The sequence below is a fragment of the Mycobacterium sp. E1386 genome (genome assembly GCF_001672745.1).
Lineage (GTDB): Bacteria > Actinomycetota > Actinomycetes > Mycobacteriales > Mycobacteriaceae > Mycobacterium.
This window is the reverse complement of the sequence record NZ_LZKH01000083.1, coordinates 78,543-89,739: the sequence shown is the minus strand read 5'-3', so window position 1 is coordinate 89,739 and position 11,197 is coordinate 78,543. Positions and strand designations below refer to the sequence as shown.

9 protein-coding genes and 2 pseudogenes are annotated in these 11,197 nt (G+C 68.7%); 1 reads left to right on the top strand and 10 read right to left on the bottom strand.

Annotated features, from left to right (window positions below):
* Window positions 1–176 (top strand): annotated as a pseudogene (locus A5709_RS27380) (tRNA (adenosine(37)-N6)-threonylcarbamoyltransferase complex ATPase subunit type 1 TsaE); the annotation flags it as partial.
* On the opposite strand, the pseudogene tsaE reads toward A5709_RS27380, so the two are convergent.
* The 10 genes and pseudogenes from tsaE to glmS form a co-directional block, all read right to left on the bottom strand.
* A pseudogene (tsaE, locus tag A5709_RS09920) lies at window positions 161–550 on the bottom strand (tRNA (adenosine(37)-N6)-threonylcarbamoyltransferase complex ATPase subunit type 1 TsaE); the annotation flags it as partial. The pseudogenes A5709_RS27380 and tsaE overlap by 16 nt on opposite strands.
* Window positions 540–1,595 carry an alpha/beta fold hydrolase gene (locus A5709_RS09915; protein WP_197520109.1) on the bottom strand — a complete coding sequence of 352 codons (1,056 nt, stop codon included), beginning with the start codon at window positions 1,593–1,595 and terminating at the stop codon, window positions 540–542. The pseudogene tsaE and the gene A5709_RS09915, both read right to left, overlap by 11 nt.
* Window positions 1,596–1,644: 49 nt before the next feature.
* Window positions 1,645–2,811 (bottom strand): alanine racemase, encoded by a 1,167-nt coding sequence (gene alr / locus A5709_RS09910; protein WP_197520108.1) that lies wholly within the window; start codon window positions 2,809–2,811, stop codon window positions 1,645–1,647.
* 84 nt (window positions 2,812–2,895) lie between these two features.
* Window positions 2,896–4,278, bottom strand: coding sequence for a glutamate decarboxylase (locus A5709_RS09905; protein ID WP_067944738.1), 1,383 nt, complete (start codon window positions 4,276–4,278; stop codon window positions 2,896–2,898).
* Between the two features lie 23 nt (window positions 4,279–4,301).
* Window positions 4,302–5,723 (bottom strand): bifunctional ADP-dependent NAD(P)H-hydrate dehydratase/NAD(P)H-hydrate epimerase, encoded by a 1,422-nt coding sequence (locus tag A5709_RS09900; RefSeq protein WP_067944742.1) that lies wholly within the window; start codon window positions 5,721–5,723, stop codon window positions 4,302–4,304.
* Window positions 5,724–5,756: 33 nt separating this feature from the next.
* Window positions 5,757–6,434 (bottom strand): rhomboid-like protein, encoded by a 678-nt coding sequence (locus A5709_RS09895; RefSeq protein WP_067944737.1) that lies wholly within the window; start codon window positions 6,432–6,434, stop codon window positions 5,757–5,759.
* Between the two features lie 68 nt (window positions 6,435–6,502).
* Window positions 6,503–7,351, bottom strand: a complete 849-nt coding sequence (locus A5709_RS09890; protein ID WP_067944736.1) for a DUF4436 domain-containing protein — start codon at window positions 7,349–7,351, stop codon at window positions 6,503–6,505.
* Window positions 7,348–8,187 (bottom strand): DUF4436 domain-containing protein, encoded by an 840-nt coding sequence (locus A5709_RS09885; protein WP_067944735.1) that lies wholly within the window; start codon window positions 8,185–8,187, stop codon window positions 7,348–7,350. The genes A5709_RS09890 and A5709_RS09885 overlap by 4 nt, the downstream gene beginning before the upstream one ends.
* Before the next feature lie 45 nt (window positions 8,188–8,232).
* A complete protein-coding gene (locus tag A5709_RS09880) occupies window positions 8,233–9,135 on the bottom strand; it encodes a DUF4436 domain-containing protein (RefSeq protein WP_068119685.1) in 903 nt (300 codons plus the stop codon).
* Window positions 9,136–9,225: 90 nt separating this feature from the next.
* Window positions 9,226–11,091 carry a glutamine--fructose-6-phosphate transaminase (isomerizing) gene (glmS, locus tag A5709_RS09875; RefSeq protein WP_068119684.1) on the bottom strand — a complete coding sequence of 622 codons (1,866 nt, stop codon included), beginning with the start codon at window positions 11,089–11,091 and terminating at the stop codon, window positions 9,226–9,228.
* Between the last annotated feature and the right edge of the window lie 106 nt (window positions 11,092–11,197).

The window sequence follows — 11,197 nt, the reverse complement described above, 5'->3', positions numbered from 1 at the left end:
TGATGGGCGAGCTCGACTCGCTGGACCTGGACACCGATCTCGACGATGCGGTCGTGGTCGTGGAGTGGGGCGAGGGCCTCGTCGAACGCCTCGCCGAGCGGCACCTCGACATTCGGCTGGAACGCCTCAGCGGATCCGACGTGCGGATCGCTTCGTGGCAGTGGGTGCGTTCATGAGCCTCCTGCTTGCCCTCGCCCCACTCCACGACCACGACCGCATCGTCGAGATCGGTGTCCAGGTCCAGCGAGTCGAGCTCGCCCATCAGGTCGGCGCGGTCCTGGTCCAACAGCCGGTACATGTCGACGTGGATCATCGCCGGTGCGCCGGTCCGCCGCGGCGGGTGCACCCGCGCCAGCACGTACGACGGCGAGGTGACCGGACCGTCGACGTCCATCGCCGCGGCAATCCCCTTGGCCAGCACGGTCTTTCCCGCGCCTAACGGACCGGTGAGCACCACCACGTCACCCGCGCGCAGCCCCTCGGCCAGCCGCGAGCCCAGTGCGATGGTGTCCTCGACGCGCTCCAGCGTGGCCGTGCCCTCACCCCCCACGGCGCGGCAGCCTTTCCCGCATCCACCGGGCCGCCTGCGCGGCACGGCCCGGGGTGGCCCGCTTGACCAGCCGGACCAGCCCGTCGTTGATCGCCTCCGGCTTGTCCAGCAGCGCAAGGTGACTGGCGCCCTCAACGATGACGAGCTCGGACTGCGGCAGGGAGGCCGCCATCTTGCGCGAGTATTCATCCGGGGTCAGCAGGTCGTGGTCACCGCAGGCGATCAGGGTGGGGATGCGCAGTAGGGTCCACAGGCCGGCGGTCTCGTCATGGTGTTCCAAGGCATCCAGGAACTCCACCATGGTGGGGATCGGGGTGCCGTTCATCATCCGCTGCGAGAAGGCGTCCAGGCTCCGGCTGACCTGCAAGTCGCTGAAGGAGGCCGCCCGCAGGACCGGGCCGATCAACGAGCGGGACACGTTGCGGCCGCGGTGCATCAGCTTCGGCGCGGACCGCGCGGTGAATCGGAACGCTTCCAGCGCAGGGTTTTTCAAGATCTCGCCCAGCGGCGACCTGGCAACGCCTTCCGCCGCGGAGGAAATCAGCGCGGCGCCGACGATTCGGCGCCCATACTGGCCGGGGAATTGGCGAGCGTGTGACAACACCGTCATGCCGCCCATGGAGTGCCCGACCAGCACGACCATCCCGCGCGGCGCGACGACCGCAAGCACACTCTCCAGGTCCTGGCCGAGCTGGGTCAGTGTGTAGGTTTCGGGCCCGGCCTCGCCGGATTGCCCGTGCCCGCGCTGGTCGTAGAAGACCATTCGGACGCCCGGGCCCACCTGTTCGGGCAGCCGGATCCGCTGAAAATGGAAGGCGCCCATGCGTAGACAGAATCCGTGAACGAAGACCATGGTCAACGGGGCATCCGCCGGGCCGGCTTCCCGGATCGCCAACGACACGCCGTCGGGGGTGGTTACCACGGAGCGGCGATCGTCGTCGATCGTCTCGAAATCCTCGTCGGCATAGGGATCGTCGGTGCCGCGGCTGCGCTGGATCATAGAACGGCGGGCCGAGGCTCCAACGATGGTGGCGAGGGCAGTCACCCCCGCGCCTCCCGCAAGCCAAGCCCCCTTCTGGCGCCTGCGGGTTCTCTCAGGGCTCAATGGTTTGCGCCTCGCGATAGGTCCTGGTGATGCGCCCGCGCGGGCTGGTCACCACTTCGTAGTGGATGGTGCCGAGCAGGTCGGCCCAGTCCTGCGCGGTGGGTTCCCCGCTGCTGCCGGGCCCGAACAGGATCGCCTCGTCACCCTCGGCCACGTCGGTCCGGCCGGGCCCCAGGTCGACGACGAACTGGTCCATGCAGATCCGCCCGACCCCTCGCCGCCGCTTGCCGTTGATCAGCACGTCCAATCGTCCTCCCAGCGATCGGAACACACCGTCGGCGTAGCCGATCGGCAGCAGGGCCAAATTCGTGTCCTGCTCCGCGGTCCAGGTGTGCCCATACGACACGCTCTCGCCCGCGCGAATCGACTTGACCAGCGCCACAGGGCATTTCACCGTCATGGCCGGCACCAACCCCATGTCCCCGAGTTCGGGCACCGGACTCAGGCCGTACACCGCGACGCCGGGCCGCACCAGGTCGAAGGCCAGATCGGGACGCGACATGGTGGCCGACGAGTTCGCCAGGTGCGCGACCTCGAACCGCACCCCCTGATCGCTCGCCTGTGTCAGCATGTCGCTAAAGCGTTGGGCCTGAAGGTCGTTGATGGGGTTGGCCGGTTGATCCGCGAACACCATGTGCGACATCAACCCGCGCAGGCGGACGGCTTCCTCGGCGACGGCCCGGCGCAGCGCGGTCAGCATCGAGGGATACCTGGCGGGGTGGACGCCGTTGCGGTTCAGCCCGGTGTCGACCTTGAGCGTGACCGTGGCGGTCCGGCCCGTCCGGTGCGCCGCATCCAGCAGCTCGTCCAGTTGACGCTCCGAAGAGACTGCGATCTCCACGTCGGCCAGCAGCGCGGGCCCGAAGTCGATGCCGGGCGGGTGCAGCCAGGCCAGCACCGGCGCGGTGATCCCGTCGGCGCGCAGGGCCAGCGCTTCTGCGACGGTGGCCACGCCCAGCTCGGCCGCCCCGCCGGCCAACGCCGCCCGCGCGGACGGGGTGGCACCGTGCCCGTAGCCGTCGGCCTTGACGACGGCCATCACCTGCGCGCAGCCGGCGTGCTCACACAACAACCGCACGTTGTGCTCGATGGCGCGCAGGTCCACCGCGGCCTCCCCGAGGAGGCCCGGTGTCAGCGATATCGGCGTAACGGCCACAGCCGCCATTGTCCCAGAACCAGCCCGCCCACCGCCCCGCCTCGTCGCAATGGTCACAACTGCCACATTTGTGTGGCCGATGGCTCAGTGCGCGAAGTGCTGCGCGTCGTAGTGGCCGCCGGGCTTGATCTTGTCCAGCGAGGTCAGGGCGGAAACGGCATCGTCGTGCAGCGCGCGGGCCAGGTCGGCCGAGAGCCCTTCGCGCACCACGATGCGCAGCACCGAGACATGGGTGGCGTTGTCGGGCATGGTGTACGCGGGCACCTGCCAGCCGTAGGTGCGCAGCTCGTGCGAGACGTCGAACTCCGTGTAGCCGCGGTCGCCGGCGAGCCGGAAGGCGACCACCGGAATTGCCGAACCGTCCGAGATGAGCTCGCAATGGTCACTGACCCGCAGCTGCTCGCCCAGCCACCGCGCCGTCCCGGACAGCGCCTGCATCACCTTGGTGTAGCCGTCGCGGCCCAGCCGCAGGAAGTTGTAGTACTGGCCGACCACCTGGTTGCCCGGGCGGGAGAAGTTCAGCGTGAAGGTCGGCATGTCGCCGCCGAGGTAGTTGACCCGGAACACCAGCTCGTCGGGCAGATACTCCTTGCTGCGCCACACCACGAAGCCGACACCCGGGTACGTCAGCCCGTACTTGTGGCCGCTGACGTTGATCGACACCACCCGGGGCAGCCGGAAGTCCCACTTCAGTTCGGGGTGCAGGAAGGGCACCACGAACCCGCCGCTCGCGGCGTCGACGTGCACCGGGACGTCCACCCCGCCGCCGGCCGCGAGCTTGTCCAGCGCGCCGCAGATGTCGGCGACCGGTTCCAGTTCACCGGTGTAGGTGGTGCCCAGGATCGCCACCACGCCGATGGTGTCCTCGTCGACGGCGTCGACGACCTGTTCCGGGGTGATGACGTAGCGGCCCTCCTCCATCGGCAAATAGCGGGGCTCGACGTCGAAGTAGCGACAGAACTTCTCCCACACCACCTGGACGTTGGAGCCCATCACCAGGTTGGGAGTGCGGCCCTTCCAGTCCTTGCCGACCTTCTGGCGCCACCGCCATTTCATGGCCAGCCCGCCCAGCATGACCGCCTCGCTGGAGCCGATCGTGGAAACCCCGCACGCGCTGTAGGGGTCGGCGTCGTTCAGGTCCTCGGCGTGGAACAGGTCGGCCACCATGCACACGCAGCGCTGCTCGATGGCCGCGGTCGCCGGGTACTCGTCCTTGTCGATCATGTTCTTATCGAACGTCTCGGCCATCAGCCGGCCGGCCTCCGGGTCCATCCACGTGGTGACGAACGTGGCCAGGTTCAGCCGCGAACTGCCGTCGAGCATCAGCTCGTCGTGGATGAAGCGGTAGGCGGCCTCGGGGTCCATCGATTCGTCGGGCAGCCGCAACGCGGGCACCGGGGCGGTGAACAGGCGGCCGGTGTAGGCCGGGGCGATGGCGTGGGCGGGCAGAGACGGGTGTTGGGGCACGGCGGAATCCTCTCGATAAGGCGCTATATGGCGGCCAGGGCGGCCCTGATGTGCGGCACGATGCGCGACGCCGACGTCGGCGCGTCACCGGGGCCCGGATCGGCGGCCGACAGCGCCGCGGCCCGCGCGTGGACGAAAGCGGCCGCCGCGGCGGCCTCGACCGCCGGCAGTCCCGCGGCGAGCAGCGCGCCGATCATGCCGGACAGCACGTCGCCGGAACCGGCGGTGGCCGCCCAGGATTGCCCGGCCGGGTTGAGGTACACCGGGCCGCCCGGTTCGGCGATGACGGTGACGTTGCCCTTCAGCAGCACGGTGGCGCCGAAGGTGTCGGCCAGCTTCTGGCACGCGCCGACCCGGTCGTCCCCCGGTGGGCTGCCCGCCAGGCGAGCGAATTCCCCGGCGTGCGGGGTGAGCACCGTCGGCGCGTTCCGGTTGGCGGCCAGCTCGGGGTGGGCGGCCAGGATCGTCAGCCCGTCGGCGTCCACGATCACCGGCAGGTCGGTCTCCAGCGCGAACCACAAGGCGGCGGCCCCGGTGTCGTCGGTGCCCAATCCCGGCCCGACGACCCAGGATTGGACCTTGCCGGCCGACGCGGGGGTGGGCGACGCGATCACCTCAGGCCAGTGCGCGAGCACCTCCCGGTGCGCGCTGCCGGCGTAGCGGACCATGCCGGACGTCGCCGCGACGGCGGCGCCGGTGCACAGCACGGCCGCGCCCGGATACGTCGACGAGCCGGCCATCACACCGGTCACGCCCTGGGTGTACTTGTCGTCGTGCGGCCCGGGCACCGGCCAGCGGGCGGCCACGTCGGCGGCCTCGAAACCCAGCAGGTCGGTGTCCGGCAGGTCGAGCCCGATGTCGATCAGCTTCACCCGGCCGCAGTCGGCGAGCGCGTGCACGGGTTTGAGCCCGCCGAAGGTGACCGTCAGGGCCGCCCGCACCGCGGGGCCGGTGATCGCCCCGGTGGCCACGTCGATGCCGCTGGGGATGTCGACGGCGACCACCGGGATGCCCGCGTCATTCACCGCGGCGAAAACGTCGGCCGCGGCCGGACGCAGCGGGCCGGATCCGGAAATGCCCACCACCCCGTCGATGACGAGATCGGTTGTCGGCGAGACACTTTCGACGATGCGTCCGCCTGCCTTGGTGAACGCCGCCAGCCCCTTGCGGTGCGTGCGTTCCGGGTTGAGCAGCACCGCGTCGGCGGCCGCGCCGCGCCGGCGCACGAAGGTGGCGGCCCACAGCGCGTCACCGCCGTTGTCGCCCGAGCCGACGACCGCGCACACCCGGCGCCCGGCCACCCCGCCGGTGCGGGCCCGCAGTTCGGCGAGGATCTCGGCGGCCAGCCCGAAGGCCGCGCGCCGCATCAAGGCTCCGTCGGGCAGGCTGGCCAGCAGCGGCGCCTCGGCCTGGCGGATCGCGTCTACGGAGTAGTAGTGCCGCACCAGTGCCACATTACGGGTCAGCGGCCGCGCGGCTCAGGCCGATGGCTCGGGCGAGCGGCGGCGGCGCCCCATGGCCCGCAGGCGCGCCGGGCTCAGCTGCCGGGGGTCCTGGTGCCGTGTCATCGGGTAGAAGCAGAGCCCGACGAGGATCGAGGTGAAGTGCCCGATCGCGGTGAAGTTCAGCTCAATACGGTCCATCGCGATCAACGGGAAGCCGAAGATGATGAACAGGACGCCCAGGTAGCCCCAGCGCCACGGGCGGGCGATGTGATAGGCCAGCACGGCCATCACCCCGACCAGGAAGTAGCTCACGCCGATGTCGCGGGCGTGCACCAGCCGTTCCGACGCGTCGTGTTGCTCGATCGCGAAGTAGAGCAGCCCCTCGCTGAAGTAGGTGGACAGGATGTGGGCGCTCAATCCCACTGTGAGCCAGCGTAACTGGCCCAGCCAGTGTTCGGCCGGGGCCAGGAACAACGAGAAGAGGATCAGGTACGGGGCCAGGTTGTCGCCGTCGATCCACAGCAGGCTGGAAAAGAGTACGTCGAGCGGGTCCCGCGCCAGCCCGTGGATGTTGGTGGAATGGTGCATCAGCATCGAGTGCAGTTGCCGCTGGGGCAGCCAGTGCTGCACGAGCGTCGTGATCAGCAGGACGAGCAACCACCCGTACGTCAGCGGCGCCTGGCTGACGTAGTGCCAGACGGCGAGTCCCATGCTGCGCAGTCGGGACCGCACCGGTGCTTTCGTCACGTCATTACCTTCGCACGGTTGAGTTGCTGCACCTAAGCGGCGGGCACGCCGGGCTGTTGGGCGTCGGGTCGCAAGTGCCGCCACCAGCAGGCGATGTAGAGCAGCATCGAGATCACCAGCACGACGAGCACCCAGAGCACGATGGTGATGTCGATCCAGCCACCGAACGGCGGCGAACCGGGAAGCGCGTTGCGCAACGGCACCACCGCGAAAAGCATTGCCGCGTACCAGGTCGTCATCGGCGGCTGAAACTTGCGCCGATCACGCAGCGTCTGGACCGCAACGAAGAGACCGAGCCCGGCAATGGCGATGAGCACACCGCAGATGACGATGCCGAACGCCGCCGCGCTCAGCGACCGCTGCAGAGTCACGCGGTACGGACCGAGCCCACCGCCGTTGCTGGCGGTGACCTGCCAGCCGGGAAGGTGGTTGACGAACGTGGCGGGCAAGCGCTCGGGAACGCCGCCTTCGCCCCCGTGCAAGAGTTCAACCTCGATCGGCCCCGAATCGTAGTGATCGAAGGGCCACCGTTCGATTTCACCCGCGATGGTCACCGGGACCGGAAATACGCCGGGCAGCATGCCCTTCGTCCAGGTACGACGGGTGGGCGTCGCCGCGGACCTGACCCAGAGGCTGAGGTCTTCGTTGAGGTGCTGGGTCTGCGGATCAAGCAGTGCCGATCCGGGTGAAATCGCGAGGTTGACAACAAGAACGCTGTAATTCGACTGAATGTCTTCGACCGAAAATGTCGCCGTACTCGTATTGCCCCCGGCCGCGACTTCCGCCCGGTGATGCGCCGTCCGGCTTTGGGCGTACAGCGCAACCGACGCGACGTATGCCGCAAGGATGGACACGACGAGACCTACGACTGCGAACCTCATACGGGGTTCGCCGGCGCCGCAGTCACCTCGGGCCTCAGATGCCGCCACCAGCAGGCGATGTAGAGCAGCATGGACACCACCAAGACGACAAGCACCCACAGCACGAGGGTGACGTCGATCCAGCCGCCGAATGGCGGCGAGCCGGGAAGCGCATTGCGCAACGGCACCACCGCGAACAGCATCGCCGCGTACCACGTCGTCATCGGGGGCTGAAACTTCCGGCGGTTGCGCAGCGTCTGAACGGCGACGAAGAGGCCCAGTGCGGCGATGGCGATCAGCACGGCGCAGATCACGATGCCGAACGCCGCGGCGCTCAGCGAGCGGTGCACGCTGACGCGGTAGGGGCCGGACCCGTCGGTGGATACCTGCCAACCCGAAAGGTGGTTGACGAAGGTCACCGGTAGCCGCTCGGCGACGGTGTCGCTGCCGCCGCGCATGAGCTCGATCTCTATCGGCCCCGAACCGTAGCGGTCGAAGGGCCAATTCTCGATTTCCCCCGCGATGGTCAGCGGGACGGGGAAGACGCCGGGCAGCATGCCCTTGGTCCAGGTGCGGCGGGTCGGCGTCGCCACGGATCGCACGCGGAGGCCGAGGTCTTGGTTGAGATGCCCGGTTTGCGGATCGAGCAGACCCGATCCCGGCGAGATGGACAGGTTGGCCATCAGCACGCTGTAGTTCGACTGGATGTCCTCGACCACCAACGTCGCCGTGCTGCGGTCGCCCCCGGCCCCCGTCTGCGGGTGGTTATGGTGCCCCCCACTGTTGGCGTACAGCGCGACCGAGGCGACGTAGGCCCCGACGACGCCCACGATCAGTGCTATCACGCCAAACTTCATGACCACCCCTACTCGATGACGAAATGCGTTGATGCGACCGGGGTGTCAGCCCGATGGCGCCGGGACCGGATCCGGCGGCGGGGCGGCGGCGACCACGGGGACCTCAGGCCTGAGGTGCCGCCACCAGCAGGCGATGTAGAGCAGCATCGCTATCACCAGCGCGACGATCACCCAGAGCACGATGGTCACGTCGATCCAGGCCCCGAACGGCGGCGAGCCGGGAAGCGCGTTGCGCAGGGGTACCACGGCGAAGAGCATCGCCGCATACCACGTCGTCATCGGCGGCTGGAACTTCCGCCGGTCACGCATCGTCTGAATAGCCACGAACAGACCCAGGCCGGCGATGGCGATGAGCACGCCGCAAATCACGATCCCGAACACCGCGGTACTCAGCGCGCGGCGCACGCTCAGGCGGTACCCCTCGTGGCCGGCGAACTTGGCCGCGGAAACCTTGAATCCGGGCAGGTGGTCGACGAGTCGCACCGGAATGAGTTCCGGCGGTTTCGTCGTGTCGCCGCCGTGGAACAACTGCACCTCGATCGGCCCCGAGGTGTAGGTGTCGAACGGCCAGCGTTCGACGTGACCCGCAATGGTCAGCGGGAGCGGAAAGACGCCGGGAAGCATGCCTTTCGTGTAGTCGCGCCGGCTGGGCTGGGCCGACGATCTGACGCGCACCATGAGGTCTTCATTCAGACGGTGGGTTACCGGATCCAACATCGCGGGCCCGGGTGCCACGGCGACGTTGACGACCACCGCGCTGAAGTTCGACTGCATCTCCTCCGCGGTCAAAGTCGCCATAGTCTGGCTGGCCGTCTCCGCGTTGTCGCTCAGTGTGCCGGCCGCAACCGCTTCGACCGTGTTCTGGTAGAGCTCGACCAACGCGACGTAGGTCCCGACGATGAGCACGACGATGCCCACCGCGGCGAATCTTCTGGCCGCCGACCGCATGCTTCTCCTACCGCTATGGAGGGCTTGTTTCCCAAGGCAATCTAACGGAACCGCCGCGGGTCTGGCGGCGATACAGCCGAAGCGGCGGAACTATTCCACGGTGACGGACTTGGCGAGGTTTCGCGGTTTGTCAACGTCGTAACCTCGCGCCTGGGCAACCGACGCGGCGAACACCTGAAGCGGGATGGTCGACAGCAGCGGCTGCAAAAGGGTTGACACCGATGGGATTTCGATCAGGTGGTCGGCATAGGGCCGCACGGTGTCGTCGCCCTCTTCGGCGATCACGATGGTGACGGCGCCGCGGGCCTGGATCTCGCGGATGTTCGACAGCAGCTTGGAGTGCAGCGTGGCCTGCCCCTTGGGCGAGGGCATGACGACGATGACGGGCAGGTCGTCTTCGATCAGCGCGATGGGCCCGTGCTTGAGTTCACCGGCGGCGAATCCCTCGGCGTGCATGTACGCCAGTTCCTTGAGTTTCAGCGCGCCTTCCAGCGCCACCGGGTAGCCGACGTGGCGGCCCAGGAACAGCACGGTCGAGGACTGCGCGAACCGATACGCCAGGGCGGCCACCGGCTCGATCATCGCCAGCACCCGCGCGACCAGGTCCGGCATGGCTTCCAGCTCCTGGTACTCCCGCTCCACCTCGTCGGGGTACTTGGTGCCGCGGGCCTGCGCCAGCGCCAGACCCACCAGGTAGTTGGCGGTGATCTGCGCGAGGAACGTCTTCGTCGAGGCGACGCCGATCTCGGGGCCGGCGCGGGTGTAGAGCACCGCGTCGCATTCGCGGGGGATCTGCGAGCCGTTGGTGTTGCAGATGGCCAGCACCTTGGCCTTCTGCTCCTTGGCGTGCCGCACCGCTTCGAGGGTGTCGGCGGTTTCCCCAGATTGCGAGATGGCGACCACCAGCGTGCTGCGGTCCAGCACCGGATCCCGGTAGCGGAACTCGCTCGCGAGCTCCACCTCCACCGGCAGCCGGGTCCAGTGCTCGATCGCGTATTTCGCGAGCAGCCCGGAGTGATACGCGGTGCCGCAGGCCACCACGAACACCTTGTCGATCTCGCGGAGCTCCTGGTCGGAGAGCCGCTGCTCGTCGAGCACGATCCGGCCGGCGACGAAGTGCCCGAGCAGGGTGTCGGCCACCGCGGCGGGCTGCTCGGCGATCTCCTTGAGCATGAAGTACTCGTAGCCGCCCTTTTCCGCGGCGGCCAGGTCCCAGTCGATGTGGAATTCGCGGTACTCGACGTCGGCGTTGCCGTCGAAGTCGGTGATCCGGTAGCCGTCGGCGGTGATCACCACGGCCTGGTCCTGCCCGAGTTCGATGGCGTTGCGGGTGTGCGGGATGAACGCGGCCACATCGGAGCCGACGAACATCTCGCCGTCGCCGATCCCGATCACCAGCGGGGTGGAGCGGCGGGCCGCCACGATGGTGCCGGGCTCGTCGGCGTTGGTGAACACCAGCGTGAAGTGGCCCTCCAGCCGCCGCAGCACCGCCAGCACCGAGGCGGCGAAGTCACCCGCGGTGTCGCCGTGCCGGTAGGCCTGCGCCACCAGATGCACCGCGACCTCGGTGTCGGTGTCGCTGGTGAATTCCACGCCCAGGGCCTCCAGCTCGTGGCGCAGGCTCGGGTAGTTCTCGATGATGCCGTTGTGGACGACCGCGATCTTGCCGGCGGCGTCGCGGTGCGGGTGCGCGTTGCGGTCGGTGGGGCGCCCGTGGGTGGCCCAGCGGGTGTGGCCGAGGCCGGTCGTGCCGCCGAGTGACTCCGGCGGCATCTGGGCGACCGCGTCCTCCAGGTTGGCCAGCCGTCCGGCGCGGCGGCACACGGTGAGCGTCCCGGCGCCGTTGACCAGTGCGATCCCCGACGAGTCGTAGCCCCGGTACTCCATCCGGCGCAGCGCATCCATGACGACCTTGCAGGCAGGCTGCTGCCCGACGTAGCCGACGATTCCGCACATTCACACCAGGGTAGTGCAGCCGTCGGCCCACCACGGCATGCCGACGCTCACAATAGGGCGCCCACCTGCGGAAAAGGCCCACGTTGACGGCCGAAGAGCGGGGCGC

Bases quoted from the DNA above. Each gene is read 5' to 3' on its own strand.
- A5709_RS09895 (WP_067944737.1), bottom strand. From the start codon at position 6,434: ATGGGACTCGCCGTCTGGCACTACGTCAGCCAGGCGCCGCTGACGTAC.
- A5709_RS09890 (WP_067944736.1), bottom strand. From the start codon at position 7,351: ATGAGGTTCGCAGTCGTAGGTCTCGTCGTGTCCATCCTTGCGGCATAC.
- A5709_RS09885 (WP_067944735.1), bottom strand. From the start codon at position 8,187: ATGAAGTTTGGCGTGATAGCACTGATCGTGGGCGTCGTCGGGGCCTAC.
- A5709_RS09880 (WP_068119685.1), bottom strand. From the start codon at position 9,135: ATGCGGTCGGCGGCCAGAAGATTCGCCGCGGTGGGCATCGTCGTGCTC.
- glmS (WP_068119684.1), bottom strand. From the start codon at position 11,091: ATGTGCGGAATCGTCGGCTACGTCGGGCAGCAGCCTGCCTGCAAGGTC.